The sequence below is a fragment of the Candidatus Binataceae bacterium genome (genome assembly GCA_035294265.1).
Classification (GTDB): domain Bacteria; phylum Desulfobacterota; class Binatia; order Binatales; family Binataceae; genus DATGLK01.
The window spans coordinates 1-13,479 of record DATGLK010000064.1 but is presented as its reverse complement, the minus strand read 5'-3'; the positions used below and the strand labels follow the sequence as shown (position 1 = coordinate 13,479).

At 62.4% G+C, this 13,479-nt stretch carries 13 protein-coding genes; 8 read left to right on the top strand and 5 right to left on the bottom strand.

Annotated elements, in window-relative coordinates; translation table 11 throughout:
• Positions 1–23: 23 nt before the first annotated feature.
• A complete protein-coding gene (locus tag VKV28_10900) occupies positions 24–272 on the bottom strand; it encodes a hypothetical protein (GenBank protein HLH77303.1) in 249 nt (82 codons plus the stop codon).
• 468 nt (positions 273–740) lie between these two features.
• Between VKV28_10900 and nudC the strand changes: the two genes are divergently transcribed.
• Positions 741–1,661: an NAD(+) diphosphatase gene (gene nudC, locus VKV28_10895; protein ID HLH77302.1), complete on the top strand. Its 921-nt coding sequence runs from the start codon at positions 741–743 to the stop codon at positions 1,659–1,661.
• 412 nt (positions 1,662–2,073) lie between these two features.
• Here nudC and VKV28_10890 read toward each other — a convergent pair whose 3' ends face one another.
• Entirely contained in the window at positions 2,074–3,312 is a 1,239-nt protein-coding gene (locus VKV28_10890) for an MFS transporter (protein ID HLH77301.1), read from the bottom strand.
• Between the two features lie 252 nt (positions 3,313–3,564).
• Between VKV28_10890 and VKV28_10885 the strand changes: the two genes are divergently transcribed.
• The 3 genes from VKV28_10885 (at position 3,565) to VKV28_10875 (ending at position 7,455) form a co-directional block, all read left to right on the top strand.
• A complete protein-coding gene (locus VKV28_10885; protein HLH77300.1) occupies positions 3,565–5,922 on the top strand; it encodes a TIM-barrel domain-containing protein in 2,358 nt (785 codons plus the stop codon).
• 95 nt (positions 5,923–6,017) lie between these two features.
• The gene (locus tag VKV28_10880; protein HLH77299.1) at positions 6,018–6,458 is read left to right on the top strand and encodes a VOC family protein; all 441 of its coding nucleotides are present in this window, start codon (positions 6,018–6,020) and stop codon (positions 6,456–6,458) included.
• A gap of 121 nt (positions 6,459–6,579) precedes the next feature.
• Positions 6,580–7,455, top strand: a complete 876-nt coding sequence (locus VKV28_10875; GenBank protein HLH77298.1) for a hypothetical protein — start codon at positions 6,580–6,582, stop codon at positions 7,453–7,455.
• Positions 7,456–7,470: 15 nt separating this feature from the next.
• Here VKV28_10875 and VKV28_10870 read toward each other — a convergent pair whose 3' ends face one another.
• Positions 7,471–8,571 (bottom strand): beta-propeller fold lactonase family protein, encoded by a 1,101-nt coding sequence (locus VKV28_10870; GenBank protein HLH77297.1) that lies wholly within the window; start codon positions 8,569–8,571, stop codon positions 7,471–7,473.
• 36 nt (positions 8,572–8,607) lie between these two features.
• Positions 8,608–9,201: a hypothetical protein gene (locus VKV28_10865; GenBank protein ID HLH77296.1), complete on the bottom strand. Its 594-nt coding sequence runs from the start codon at positions 9,199–9,201 to the stop codon at positions 8,608–8,610.
• Between the two features lie 232 nt (positions 9,202–9,433).
• On the opposite strand from VKV28_10865, the gene VKV28_10860 reads away from it, so the two are divergent.
• The 3 genes from VKV28_10860 to VKV28_10850 are packed head-to-tail and all read left to right on the top strand — an operon-like array spanning position 9,434 to position 11,622.
• A complete protein-coding gene (locus tag VKV28_10860) occupies positions 9,434–9,868 on the top strand; it encodes a pyridoxamine 5'-phosphate oxidase family protein (protein HLH77295.1) in 435 nt (144 codons plus the stop codon).
• A gap of 39 nt (positions 9,869–9,907) precedes the next feature.
• Positions 9,908–11,014, top strand: a complete 1,107-nt coding sequence (locus VKV28_10855; protein ID HLH77294.1) for a cobalamin-independent methionine synthase II family protein — start codon at positions 9,908–9,910, stop codon at positions 11,012–11,014.
• A 23-nt stretch (positions 11,015–11,037) separates the two neighbouring features.
• A complete protein-coding gene (locus VKV28_10850; GenBank protein HLH77293.1) occupies positions 11,038–11,622 on the top strand; it encodes a peroxidase-related enzyme in 585 nt (194 codons plus the stop codon).
• Between the two features lie 179 nt (positions 11,623–11,801).
• On the opposite strand, the gene VKV28_10845 is transcribed toward VKV28_10850, so the two are convergent.
• Entirely contained in the window at positions 11,802–12,959 is a 1,158-nt protein-coding gene (locus VKV28_10845; protein ID HLH77292.1) for an LLM class flavin-dependent oxidoreductase, read from the bottom strand.
• 190 nt (positions 12,960–13,149) lie between these two features.
• Here VKV28_10845 and VKV28_10840 point away from each other — a divergent pair.
• The coding region (locus tag VKV28_10840; protein HLH77291.1) for a Rieske 2Fe-2S domain-containing protein at positions 13,150–13,479 on the top strand (330 nt) is incomplete at its 3' end.

The window sequence follows — 13,479 nt, the reverse complement described above, 5'->3', positions numbered from 1 at the left end:
TATCACGCCTGGGAGCACGTCAACTAAAAGGATTGCTTGCCGTGGGTTTTTCGCCTCGAAAGCGCGTGCAGAATCTGTGCGGCCGGCCCCGAGGCCTCGGGTTGCGACCGACGGTCCTCGGCGCTCAGCGTCGGCCGATATGTCAGCGTGATTGGTCCGGGCGTGAAACCCGCGCGCGCAATCGCGCGGCGAATGTCCTGGCCGGTGACCGCGATGCCGGGTGCAAAATCCACCGTGGCCTGGCCGCGCTTGAGGTCGTAGCGATAGTACACGATGCCGCGGAGACTCCGCAGGCCGACTTCGACGTTATACGCTCAACAGGGCGGAGCGACCCCGTAAACGGTTACTACGGCGCGAATGCTGGGAGAGGGCTTCGGCGCTGGGGATTGAACCCCAGATTGCGCGGCGGCTCGCGCCGGCCACGCCGGGCCCAGCGTCAGCACCAAGGCTAGGATAATCGGGCCGAATCGGCCCGATAGCTTGAACCCCTCGCCCATGAAGTCACTCTGCCATTTGGGTACGCGCAAGTCACCCGGCGCGAAGCGGCCGGAACCCCCGAGCGTTCCGACCCTTGTCCGAATCGCGCCAGTTAAGGAGCGATGGGCAGGCCGAAAGTCTGGCGGAAGAGCCAAAAGTCGAACACAATCAGCCCAGTGCGAGGCGACGCTCGCGGGAACCAAGATTCGAGAGCTGAATTTGAGCTTGAACGACGTCCGCACGGGCTTTCGATGGAGCAACTGATGATTCCGTTTTCTGGCAGTCCACTGGACCGCGCCAGCGACAAGCGCACCGATAACGCCTGGATTGAGTCCAAACGGCGCGACCCTTCCTCCCTGATTTTACCGCTGTGGCGCCTCGATCTGTTTTTACGCGGAGCACAAGGAGCGGCCGATCCCAGCCTGGGGTTGGTGGCGCCGCAACTCATCGAAGGCCTGGCCGACCCGCAAGCGCCCTGGGTTTTTCTCGGCCTGGACGGCGAGCGAGCGCTTTTCGCCCTCGATATTTCCGCGGCCCAGGAGCCCAGCCAGCAAGGGCCGCTGGCCGGACTGGGCCATTTCCGCGATGCGCGCAGCGCGGCCCAGCTCGTATCCGCCGGCGAGGCCGCGATTATCGCGCAGGCCAAGGCGATGATCGAGTGGCATCAGCGCCATGGCTTCTGTCCGCGCTGCGGTGCGCCGACCACGTTGATGGACGCCGGCTACCGGCGGTTGTGCGGCAAATGTGAGAGCGAACATTTTCCCCGGGTCGACCCGGTCGTGATCATGCTCGCCATCGAGGGCAACGCCTGCCTGGTCGGCCGCAACCTGCGCTTTGCCACCAACCGTTTCTCCGCGCTGGCGGGCTTCATGGAGCCCGGCGAGACGATCGAGGAGGCAGTGCGGCGCGAGTTGATGGAGGAAGCTTCGCTGCGGGTCGGCGAGGTCAGCTACTACGCCACTCAGCCCTGGCCCTTTCCCTCCACCCTGATGATCGGATGCTTCGCCAAGGCGCTAAGCCGCGAGGTCAAGCCCGACGGCAAGGAACTGGGCGAGTTGCGCTGGCTTGAGCGCGAGCTGGCGCGCGATTTGATCGCGGGCAAACGGACCGACGGCATCGGCTTGCCGGCGCCGGTCGCAATCGCCCATCATCTGATACGCGCCTGGGCCTTCGGCGAGCAGTAGCGCAAGACCCACGACGCTTGCCGCGGTTGGCCCTTAGGAGGCGGTGCCGCACAAAGTGCCGTTAATCGTTCATTGCGAAGTGATCCCACGGGTATTTTCCGCCACCAGATTGGTTGCAGGCCTGGGGTTGCAAGCCGGAGTAGTAGTACAGGGCAAAGGAACCGCCCAGGCAGGCCACGAAATTGGTCGGCTTGACCAGGATGTGGCGTAAGCCAGCCCATAGCTGGTGGTGTAAGTAGCCGGGTTGTCCCAATACGCGAAAGTGGTGGTGGCAGAGGCCACCGGCAACGGAGTGGCGGTAACCCTCACCGTCACGGTTGAGCTGCTGCTGCAACCCGGTCTGATAAGCCCCTAAAGCATATCCACTGCAGGCTCAACCAGTAGTTAACAATTTTCTACATGCCGCCGGGGCTCAGGTGGCGATGGCGGCCGAGGCGGGTGCGCGCGCCTCGTCGCGCCCTTTGAGCGGATAGACGGCCCAGGTCGCCAGGATACCGGTAACAATCAGCAGTCCGGCCAGATCGAAGACCAGGTTGTAGCTGCCGGTAGCATCGTAGATTTTGCCCGCGATGATCGGACCGCTGGACTGGCACAAGGTGAAGGCGAGAAAATTGAGCACGCCCAGGATCGAGCCCAGCGCGCGCCGCCCCATCGCATTGACCACGATAAGCGAGGTGAAATTGCCCAGCCCGCCGGCGATCGAATAGCCCACCATGAAGATAGGCATAAGTATCCAGCCCACCGTGGTCGGGCTGGTCAGCCGCAAGCTGAGCACGCTCAGGCCGAAGATGCAGAACCCGATTACCATCATGCCCCGTGGCCCCAGCCGATCGGCCAGCCAGCCGTTGCCTAAAAAGCCGATAATCGCGAAGGCGGCTTGAAAACCCAGCAGCGAGTCGGCCACGCGCTCGGTAAAGCCCACCCCGACCAAGTACGATACCAGGTGCACATAAAAGAGGTTCCAGCCCAACACGATCGAAATATGCATCACGGCGATCCACACGAAGGAAAACGAGCTTACGGCGGAGGAAAAATCCACTCCCGCCACGGCCTCGGCTTCCTCCGTCCCCTCCCCTTGAGGACGGCTACGGACCCAAGCCAGGACCATCGGCAAGGCCACCACGAGGGTAGGCACGATGGTCCAGCGCATAATGGCGCGCCAGCCGTAGAGCACCAGCAGCCGGCTGGCCAGAAGAGGAAAGAGCGTGAAGCCGATGGAAATACCGCCCACCGCCAGCCCGATCGCCAGCCCGCGCCGCTCCTTGAACCACGACAGGGTCAGGACCCAGATCGGAATCAGAGTGCCTAGGGCATTGCCCACCCCGATGATCGCGAAAGCCAGAACCAAAGCATGAAGCGAATGGGCCTGGCTCCCGAGCAGATAACCCAGCCCGATGATCAGCATCCCGGCGATCATCTGGATGCGGGCGTCGATCCGGTCGATCATCCAACCTGCCAGCGGCGAGGCCAGCCCCGAGGCCACCGCCATCGCGGCGGCCACGATCGAAACCTGGGCGCGACCGGCGTGAAACTCGCGCACCATCGGGAGGAGATACACACCCATCGCGGTGGTGGCAGGCGAGAACTCCAGAATGATGACCGCCCAGGCGCTGGCCATCAGTAAAAAACGCCGTCGTTGTATGTCGCTCATCCGAAATACCGCCTCATCCAGGGATAGCGCAGTCAGCTCGCGCGCTGTGCGATTGTGGTCGATAGGGATGCCGCCCACGGGCTGCCGCCTTTGAGTACCACAGGCGGCTGCATCTCTGCTAGCCGGGGATCGGCCGTTATTACCGTTCCTTGTTGGCGTCGTTCGATGGTGCGCGGCGCGGTTTGACGGATGGGGCGGCTGGACTAAGGTCAATTTCTAGGATTAGAAGCGAGCGCGCAGGGAATGGTATCGATGCAGGCAACTCTAGGCCGCTTGAAGCGTGTGACCAGCGACGGCAACGAGGTAGTCTTTGGTTTCGACAGCTCCGAACTGATTCTGACCCCGGTGCTGCCCACCGCCCTCCGGCATACCTGGCTCCCAGGCCATTGGCGGCTTTATACCCAGCCGCCCTCGGAGCAGGGCTGCGCGGTGGCCCAGCGCAGATGGCCGGGGGCGCCGCAGGTTGCGGTACGCGAGCAGGCCGAGCTGGTCGAGGTGCGCGCCGGCGAATTTTTAATCGAGGCGCGGCGCGACCCCTTCCGGCTGCGCTATCTCAATTTGGATGGCCAGCCGCTGCTGGAAGAGGCGGAACCGGGCGGCCTTTCCTGGTCCTACTGGGAGTATACCTTGAGTTATCAACTGGCAACCGAGGAGCATTTCTATGGGATGGGCCAGCCCAGTCAGTTGGACGCGCGCGTTGACCTCGACCATCGCGGCCATCGGCGCGAGATTTGGAACCGTCATTCGCCGCCGGCCGAATGCATCTTTCCTCTCCTGTTCAGTTCGCGCGGCTACGGCTTGCTGATCGACAATCCCCATCGTGCCTGCTGGGACCTGGGGCATGAGAACCCCGCCACGTTTGCCTACCAGGCCCGAGGTGGACCGCTTGAGTACTACGTCTTCGGCGGCGATCTCAAGCGGCTCGCACATACCTACCTGAAACTGACCGGCAGGCCGCCGATGCCGCCGCGCTGGCTCTTCGGCCTACTGCAATCACGTTACAGCTATCGTAGCCGCGGCGAGTTGGAAGCGGTGGCAAACGAATTTCGCGCCCGCGCCTTGCCCTGCGACGGCCTGATCCTCGATCTGGGCTGGTTCAAGGAGATGGGCGACCTGGCCTTCGATGAGACCCGCTGGCCCGCTCCGGCCGCGATGCTCGCTGGGCTGGCGGAGCGCGGCTTTCGCGTCATGGCGATCGAGGAGCCTTACGTCACGCTCACGAGCCCTACCTTCAAGGAGGCAGAGGCTGGCGGCCATCTGACGCGTCATTACGATGGCAGACCTTATGTGCTGGATTTCTGGCCAGGCCGATGCGGCCTGGTGGATTTCACCAATCCGGCGACCCGCCAATGGTGGAGCGACAAGCATCGCGCCCCAATCGAGATGGGAATCGCGAGCTGGTGGAGCGACCTCAACGAACCCTCCAAGCATCTGCAGGACATGTGCCATTTCGGCGGTTCGGCCGCGGCCGTGCACAACTCCTTCGCCCTGCGCATGCATGAGGCGATCGCCGGCGCCCAGCGCCGCTACGCCCCAGGCCGGCGCGGCTTCATCCTGAGCCGCGCCGCCTTTCCCGGCTCCCAGCGCCATGGCGTGGGCTGGTGGTCGGGTGACGTCGATCGGACCTTCGCGGCGCTGCGCAAGCAGGTCGCAGTCGGGTTGAGCGCGGGGATGGCGGGAATGGCTTTTTGGGGCAGCGATATCGGTGGCTACGGCTTTGCCGGCCAATGTACCCCCGAACTATACGTCCGCTGGTTTCAATTCGGCGCCTTCTGTCCGCTCTTCAGGCCCCATGGCGACGAGCATGAAGCCCGCGAACCGTGGCGCTTTGGCTCCGAGATAGAAGCGATCTGCCGCCGCTACCTGCGCGTGCGCTATCGCCTCATGCCCTACATCTACAGCGCCGCCCGCCAAGCCTGCACTCGCGGCCTGCCGATCATGCGACCGCTGGTGATGGAGTTCCCTGACGACTCGACTACCTTCAACCTAGCTGATCAATTCCTGTTCGGACCTGACTTGCTGGTTGCTCCCGTCCTCGATGAAGGTGCGCGCGAGCGCACTCTCTATCTCCCGGTTGGCGACTGGTTCGATTTCTGGAGCAATCAGCGCTGGACTGGACCGCGTACGCTGAGCGTGCCCGCGCCCCTGGACCATTTGCCTTTGTTCGTGCGTCAGGGCGCGATCATACCGTTGGGACCCGAAATGCAATTCAGCTCCCAACGCCCGCTCGATCCTTTGCGCCTGGAGATCTACCCGGGCCTGACCGGCAGGCTGGATCTGTACGAAGACGACGGCGAAAGCACCGCTTATGAGAGCGCTGCCTGGGTCGAGACCAAGATTGCGCAGGACCGCAGCGAAGACGCAGTAACCTTGCGCATCGGGTCCCCAGATGGCGATTGCAACGGCTACCCGGCTCACCGGCTGCTGCGTATAAACCTGCGTCATGCGCAGCCGCCGCGCCTGCTCAGTTGCCAGGGGTCGCCGTTAGCACCGGTGGACGCCGGCGCGCTGGCGGCAGGCAAATTGGGTTACTTCTGGGACGCGCCGGCCCAGGTATTACGAATTCAACTACAACCGGGGCGTTCTCAGCTGGATTTGCTCGTCACTTGAGACCGCCAGCTGTAGGAAGCCCCGCGCACCGGGTGCGAAGACGGTTGACCTATGTGGAGCGCCTGTACTAAGGCAACACTAAGGAGGGCATTCCCATGTCCAGGCCTCGCATCCGCCATTTGGCGCTGTTTTCGCGCAACCCCAAACAGCTGGCCGATTTCTACGAAAAAGTCTTCGAGATGGAAGTAATTCGCAACGAAGATAACCGCGCGATCTACCTCAGCGACGGCTACCTCACCCTGGCCATCCTGCCCCATCGGCTGGAAACCGAGGCCGCCGTCGGACTGAACCATTTCGGCTTTGAAATCGAAGACACCGAGCAAATGTGCGATAGGCTAGTCGCCGCTGGCGTGGAGCGGCCCAAGCGCCGTCCGGCTACCCGGCCCTACGCCGAACATCGCGCCTGCGACCCCGAAGGCAACCAATTCGATCTTTCCGAACATGGCTTTCAGCGCGCCGAGACCTGGACCGATCGCGCGCAACCAGGAGCTCAACCGGAAAGTACCGCGGACAAGCCCAGCGGGCCGCTGTCCTAAGCCGCAGGCGTGTCTGGAGGCGCGTGGATTTAAATCGCGGTCCACCCCTGCGTCAGTCGCTCGCCGGCCGCTTCACGCCGGCGGCGCAGAGGTAATTCGGGCGAGGAAGGCGGAGGCTACCATGCCGGGTTTATATGATCGGGCAATTGAGGATTTGGGCAATATTGTCGGTCTTGAGCACGTCAACACGACCATCCCCGACCAACAATTGGCGACTCTGTTCTACATCGCCGGCCTAGGGCTGACCCGCGATCCCTTTATCATGGTCAGCACCAACAATATTTGGGCCAACGTCGGGCGCAGCCAATTCCATTTGCCCACCAATAAACCGCAAGTCCTGCGCGGTCACGTCGGGCTGGTGCTGCCCGAACGCGAGCCGCTGCTGCGCCGGCTGGAAGCGGTGCGCAAGCCGCTAGCGGGTACCCTCTTCGATTTCCAGGACCATGAAGAGTTCGTCGAAGCGGTTTCGCCGTGGGGCAATCGCTTCCGCTGCTACGAACCCCACGAACGCTTTGGCCGGATCACCTTGGGGATGCCGTACGTGGAATTCCAAGTCCCAATCGGAACCGCGGAGGGCATCGCGCGCTTCTATCGTCAGGTCATGAACGCGCCGGCGACAGTGTCGCTCGAAGACGGTCGCCACGCGCGGGTGGCGGTGGGTATTGACCAGGATTTGATCTTCCGAGAGAGCGCCGAGCCACAGCCCCCTTACGATGGCCATCATGTTCAGATTTACGTCGCCAACTTCTCGGGACCCTACCGCCGACTGCTCGAAATGGGGCTTATCACCGAAGAGAGCGATCAACATCAGTACCGGTTCAAGGATTTAGTCGATCCGGAGGGGGGCAAGTCGCTCTATACGCTGGAGCACGAAGTCCGCAGCATGCGCCATCCCTTATTTGGACGACCGCTGATAAATCGCAACCCGGCCCAGAGCAACGTCCATTACGCCCCAGGTTACGACGCCTGGAACTGGCACATGGAGCGCGCCGACTAGAGGTCGTCAGCGCGCTCATGACGCAAAGGCCATCGACCAGGGCGCGGCGCCCGCCGCGGTCGTGCCGATCGGGCTTAGCACACCGGTGGCGGGATTGATCTGAAACTCGAAGATCAACCCCGCGGCGTTGATTGCATACAGAAAATGGCCACCGCGGTCGATCGCAACCGAGGCCAGAAAGCCGCCGCTCTGTTGCGTGTTCACCGTGCCCACCAAGGTTAACGCGCCGTTGTTCGGATTAATGTCGAACAGCGTGACGCTCTGGTCCTGCGAGTTGGCGACGTACAACCAGCGTCCACCCGGGTCGATGGCCAACCAGCCCGCGCCGCTGGCCGAACCGCTGCCCGACTCTAGGTTGGCTACAAGGGTGAGGCTGCCACTACCTGGGTCAAGCTTGTACTCCGACACGTCGCCGGTCAGCCGGTTGGCGGCGTAGGCATACGGCCCATTAGGCGAGACCACGATGCTGGCCGGACCGAGATCGCTTTGCACCACACCGTTAACCGTCAGTGCGCCGGTGGTCGGGTTGAGAAGGTATTCGGAAATATTATTATCTTCGAGATTGGCGACGAAAACGTAGCGGCCGGTGGGATCGACCGCGACCGCGCTGGGCACGCTGCCGGTAGCCGTCGAGCCAATCAGGCTCAGCTGACCGCCGGCGCCCAGGCGATAGACGCTGACCGTGTTGTCTCCATTATTGGACTCGATCGCGAAGCTGCCCGAGGGTGTGACCGCAATCGTATAGGGCAGATTTCCCGTGGCCACCGGGCTGCCGAATTGCGTTAGGCCGCCACTGAAGCTAATCGAGTATTGAGCGATCGAGCCGGGCAGACCACGCCCGGCCAGCAGGAGAAACTGGCTGCCGGGAGTGACCGCCAGTGAAAAAGGGCTGGCCGGCACGCCGGTGGTGAGGGTTGAGATTGCACTCAGGGAGCCGCTTGCGCCAACGCTATAAGTTGACAGGCTGGGCTTGCCGCCTCCCATCGCTGAATTGACCACATATGCGAATTCAGTCGCGACGGGGGGTTGCGTGGTCGCACTGCTCCCGCCGCAGGCCTCGAACAAAGCCGCCAGCGTCGCGCCCGCGACTAGCAACAATCCAACTGCTATCAGCACTCTTTTCATCTTTTGTCGCACCTGCTGATCCTATGCTCAGCTGGAGGTACCGGAGCAAAACCCCGAGGAGAAGGGGATCGGCGCACCTACGGGGAGTTGGCTACAGATCGACGGATTGCACAGTCCCGCCGGCGTCATCGCATTAGAGGACGCCTCGATGGGACAGGTGCATTTGGCCAGCGGCACGGCCGGATTTTGCGGGTTGGCCTCCTTGACGCAGGAAAAATTCCAGCATTCGGCGAACTGAGTGCCGGACGGACAAGGCTGCGGTAACGCCGGCGCCATGCTCCAGGGAAGCGGCGTCGTGATTTGCTGCGGGGAAGAGGTCAGCGCGTAAAGCGACCACACGCCATTGGGTGGCGGGGTGCAACTACCCTGCATATTGCCCAAATTAGGATCGGCGATAGAGGGGCCGTTGAGGATGGGACAATCACAGCTAGCGGCCGGAAGCGCCCGGCCAGCTACCATGATGGTGCCCCCAGTCGGCTTGCAGGTAGCCGCCGCGCATAGCGCGAAGGGTCCCGGACAGAGAACCAGCCCCGTGCTCTGAGCCTGTGCGCTAGCGCCCCACATCACTAAGGCCGCACCGCACAGCACCCTCAGTAATCTCGGCCGACATCGGTTTTTCATCGTCAATGCGCTCTGCGAGCTCTGCCCACTTAAAAAGAGCACCTGATGGCTAAGCTCGTGTTGTCCTTGTTTATCCTTGTGACAGAAATTAGCGAATATTTCCAACCGACTGATCGCAACGCAGATGAAACCTGTTATCGCCCGCCAGTGGCCGTTGTCTATGGCGGGCGGGCTTGTTACCTTGGCCGCAAATCTGCGGCGCCACCGGACGCCGGCTTGAGGAGCGGTTTAAGTGGCAGTTATTCCCAAGGTTCTACGCCCCCATATCGACTCGGCTCTACCCGATTTTGTCTGCCTGGTGGGTAGCGTGTTGCCCGACGGCTACGCCCATGTCACTCCGCGCGGCAGCACGATGGTCTTCGACGACGAACACATCGCGCTGTGGGAACGCGGGCGGGGAGCAACCAGCAGCCATGTGCACGACGGTACCAAGCTGACGGTTTTTTTTCGCAAGCCGCCCCTATCGACCCAGCTTCAGTTGCGGGCCGGGGTCGCGCGCTTTTATGGCACCGCCACAGTGCACAAATCGGGAGCGGTGTACGAGGAGGTATGGCGGCGGCTGGTCGAGCCGGAAAAAAAGGCCGATCCCGAAAAGAAAGGGTTTGCGGTTCTGATCAAGATTGAGCGGGCCGAAGATCTCAGCGGAGAGCCGCTTAAATTGGACTGAAACTCAAACCGCGCCCACCGGCGCGCAAGGGGTACCGCGATGGCCTCAATTTATCGTGCTGAAGTGATCGGTTCGTTGGTCCGCCCGGCATACCTCAACGAAGGACGCGCCGCGATGCACGCAGGCAAGCTTAGCGCCCAGGAGTTTAAGCAGCTCGAAGACCGCGCGGTCGACGAGGTGCTGGCACTGCAAGAGCGGGCGGGAATGGACGTGGTCAGCGACGGCGAGATGCGCCGGATGATCTACCAAGTGCCTGGATCTGGCACGATGAAGCCGCACGGCGGCCCTTCGCCCGTCACCTTGACGCTCAACTGGCGCAAGCAGGAAGGCGCGGCGACGGCGGAGCAACGGGCGCAAATTCCCGTCTTTCCGCTAACCAGCCGGCTCAGTCCAAACCACGCCGCCGCCCAAGAGTTCGCCTACGCCCAGGCGCATAGCAAGAAGCCGGTCAAGATCACGATGCCGGGGCCAACCGCAGTGCTCAATCGCTGGTCCCCCAGCCATTCGGCTCAGGTCTATCCCACCCCGCTGGATCTGCTCAATGACGCAGTGGAAGTCATCAAGGAGGAAGTACGCGAGTTGGCCGCCCTGGGCTGCCGTTACGTACAGATCGACGCTCCGGAATTGAGCAACCTGACCGGGGAATCACAGGCGGTGGGCAACGCAATCCCCAACTATAACGAATGGCTGCGCAACGAAGGTTTAGCGGCCATCAACCAAGTCGCGACCGTGCCCGGAGTGACCTTCGGATTGCACATCTGCCGCGGCAATTACAAGGGCTACTGGTTGTCGGAAACCCCCTGGGAGCAACTAGCTCGGCATATCTTCCCGCGCACCACCAACTTCGACATTTTTCTGCTCGAATACGACGATTGGCGCTCGGGCTCCTTTGCCCCGCTGGCCGACCTGGGACGGGACAAAATCGCGGTGCTGGGGCTAATCTCCACCAAGCGCAAGGAGCTCGAGCCCGCCGACCAGGTGGCGGCCCGAATCGAGGAAGCCAGCCACTTTTTCCCGCTGGAACGGATGGCGCTTTCCAGCCAATGCGGCTTTTCGCCCGACTCGCTCTCCAACGTCCTGGACGCGGCCCGCCAGGAGGCCAAGCTGCGCCTGGTCGCCGAGATCGCCCATCGGATCTGGTCCTGAGCCTTTGCGCCACGGAGGCATGCATGAGCACTAAAGAAGCCCCGCTGTCATGGCTGCGCCTAGCGGAAGAGTCAAATCCCGCGCCCGCGGTCAGAAAACTGCAGGAAGAATCGCTGACCCGCTTCGGTTTCGTGCGCCACGTCCTGCGTTTGCCCTTTGGACCCGATCGCCTGCCCCTGTTTCAGGCCTATTTGGATCGTCTTATGCGCAGCGAGGACGCGCTGCTGCCCGGGCGCGAACGCGAATTGCTGGCGCTGGTGACCAGCGTGGAAAATCGATGCGAAGTCTGCATCTATACCCACGCGGTGGCGCTCAAGAACTACGGTATGCCCGGGGAGCTGCTCGACGTACTGATGGTCAATTGGCGACGCGCCGAACTCTCGCCGCGCGAGCGCGCTCTGGCCAACTTCGCCGCCGGTCTGACTACGCGGCCGGCCGAGGCGCAGGAAAGCGACGTGGACGAATTGCGCGCCGCCGGGCTGAGCGAGGCGGAAATACTGGAGGCCGTGCAGATTGTGGCGATTTACAACTTCACTAATCGCCTCAACAGTGGCCTGGGCCTACGGATCAATTCCGAGTTCCTCGCTGCTTACCATTCCGGGCGCTGAAACGGCTCGCTTTGGGTCAGCGCGTGAAAAAAGCCTGATGCCCCGCGGTGGCGAACAGCTAGCAGCAGGCTGCGGAAAGTTCTCCGCGGCCTGCTCCCTCTTTCTTATCTCCCCGTGGTCGGAGGGAGAAGATTAAGGAAGGAAGCCATCTCCATTGCGCGCGCTGCTTGAGGGCGCCATCAGGCCAGCTCGGCCACACGCGGCAGCACGCGGGTGCGGAATAGCTCGATAGTACGCCGGATCTGAGCCTCGCTCATCAGCCCGCTGTACATCCAGGCAAATAGCCGGGTGATTGGCAGCCGCGCCAGCAGCCTCTCCAATTGACGCGTCACACTATCTACACTCCCAACCAGCGCCATCCCATTTTCGAAAAGATCAGGCACCTCGCCGGTTGCGGGATCCTCCATCGCCTTGGCGAAGCCAAAGGGCTTGAACCATTCGCGTCCGACGAAGGCGCCGCTGGTGCGCCATATTTCCTGCGCCTGCTCATCGCTGTCGGCGATCACCACGTCGCGTACTACGCCGACTCCCTCGCCCAGCGGCCGGCCCGAGACCTCGGCATAAAGCTCGTACAGGTGGCGCTCGTAGGGCGGAAAAAGCGGCGGTAGAATCGCGATCACGCCCTCCTGGGCACACCAGCGGATGCTGCGCTCGGACGAGGCGAAGGGCTGATAAATCGGGGGATGAGGCTTTTGCACCGGCTTAGGCACTACGCTGACCGCCTCTACCACGCCAGCCTTCACCCCAAGGCCCCATTTGGCAGTTGCCGCCAGCGTCCAGGGAGTGGGGCCCGGCGGGATGCGCCAATAGCGTCCCTGGTAGTTCAGGCTATCCTGGGTCCAGGCCTGTTTGATGATGGTGAAGCATTCCTCGAAAGCCGCGCGATTGGCTTCATCGATAGCGTCATGCTCATGGGGCTGGGCGCCATGGATGCCATGGGTCTGCTGTGCCATCACGTCGACCCAGCGCCGCTGATAGCCGCGCGCGAAGCCGGCATTGGCCCGCCCTCCGCTCATGTGGTCAAGCATCGCGATGTCTTCGGCTATCCGCAGCGGATTGTCGGCAGGCAGCACCAAGCCCAATTGCCCCACGCGCAGCCGCTTAGTTTTCATCGCCACGAACAGATCCAGCAAAATCGGATTGTTGGAGAGCTCGAAGCCCTCGACATGAAAATGGTGCTCGGTGAAACTGATGGAGTCGTAACCCAACTCGTCGGCCAGTTGCGCCTGGTCAGCAAGCTCTGCCAGCATCCGATCGTAGGGCTCCCCGCGTAGCCCCACCCGTCCCTGCTCGATCTCGGCTCGGCTACCCACCGAGGGCAGATAAAATAACGACACTCGCAACATGCTTTGGGTATAGCCCAGGGCCGTTCGATTTTACATCGCTTGCCGCGACCGACCGGCGCACGCAGTTCGTCCTGCGCGCGCGTGTCGGTCACTTAACCTGCACGTGATATCGCGCCGTGGCGATTGGGCTGGTCTATTGGCAGCGTTCTGAGTTAGGCTAAGTTTGTTTTGAGGAGGGACGATGCTGACCCAGGAACAGAACGAATATCTGACCCGGGTGGGGCCGGGCACGCCGTGCGGCGAGCTGATGCGCCGCTACTGGCATCCGATTTATCCCGAGGTCAAGTTGCGCGACAACCCGGTGGCCAAGGTACGCATCCTGTGCGAGGACCTGGTCCTGTTCCGCGATCGTAGCGGGCGATTGGGGCTGATCCAGGAAAATTGCCCCCACCGTCTGACCAGCTTCGCCTGCGGTATCCCCGAGGTCGAGGGCATCCGATGCTGCTACCATGGCTGGCTGTTCGACACCCAGGGGCGCTGCCTGGAGATGCCGCTGGAACCGCCCAACAGC

What these genes read in the sequence shown, in the direction of transcription:
- VKV28_10850 (HLH77293.1), top strand. Translation starts at nt 11,038, where the DNA reads ATGAGCACTAAAGAAGCCCCGCTGTCATGGCTGCGCCTAGCGGAAGAG.
- VKV28_10875 (HLH77298.1), top strand. Translation starts at nt 6,580, where the DNA reads ATGCCGGGTTTATATGATCGGGCAATTGAGGATTTGGGCAATATTGTC.
- VKV28_10855 (HLH77294.1), top strand. Translation starts at nt 9,908, where the DNA reads ATGGCCTCAATTTATCGTGCTGAAGTGATCGGTTCGTTGGTCCGCCCG.
- VKV28_10865 (HLH77296.1), bottom strand. Translation starts at nt 9,201, where the DNA reads ATGAAAAACCGATGTCGGCCGAGATTACTGAGGGTGCTGTGCGGTGCG.
- VKV28_10885 (HLH77300.1), top strand. Translation starts at nt 3,565, where the DNA reads ATGCAGGCAACTCTAGGCCGCTTGAAGCGTGTGACCAGCGACGGCAAC.
- nudC (HLH77302.1), top strand. Translation starts at nt 741, where the DNA reads ATGATTCCGTTTTCTGGCAGTCCACTGGACCGCGCCAGCGACAAGCGC.
- VKV28_10880 (HLH77299.1), top strand. Translation starts at nt 6,018, where the DNA reads ATGTCCAGGCCTCGCATCCGCCATTTGGCGCTGTTTTCGCGCAACCCC.
- VKV28_10890 (HLH77301.1), bottom strand. Translation starts at nt 3,312, where the DNA reads ATGAGCGACATACAACGACGGCGTTTTTTACTGATGGCCAGCGCCTGG.